Below are 242 nucleotides of genomic sequence, written 5' to 3'. Positions count from 1 at the left end.
GGATTAGCCACGATATTCCGCAGCTCGGCTTGCAGGCCGAAGAAGATGGAAGCGCGGTATTCCTTGTCCGATCGTGCCGAGCAGTACGACGAAGCAAACTGCACGCCGGGCGGCAGTTGAGCTGCGTGGCTCCACTTGTAAACGTCGGTGTCAAGCGCGAGATTGAATTGGTTGTCCATTTTGCAACTCCTGTTGCTGAACATTGTAAAACGCGGGCTCCTGCCCACGGTACTATTTACTAC

Annotated in this window: 1 protein-coding gene; it reads right to left on the bottom strand. The window is 54.5% G+C overall.

Annotated features, from left to right (window positions below):
- On the bottom strand, positions 1-179 hold a 179-nt coding region (locus ACZ2V4_RS11905; RefSeq protein ID WP_490514978.1), incomplete at its 3' end, for a nicotinamide phosphoribosyltransferase domain-containing protein.
- Between the last annotated feature and the right edge of the window lie 63 nt (positions 180-242).

The sequence above is a fragment of the Macrococcus sp. CoH-51_TC_04 genome (genome assembly GCF_058188655.1).
Note: the sequence above shows the minus strand (reverse complement) of the source record. Positions and strands in the feature narration are given on the sequence as shown.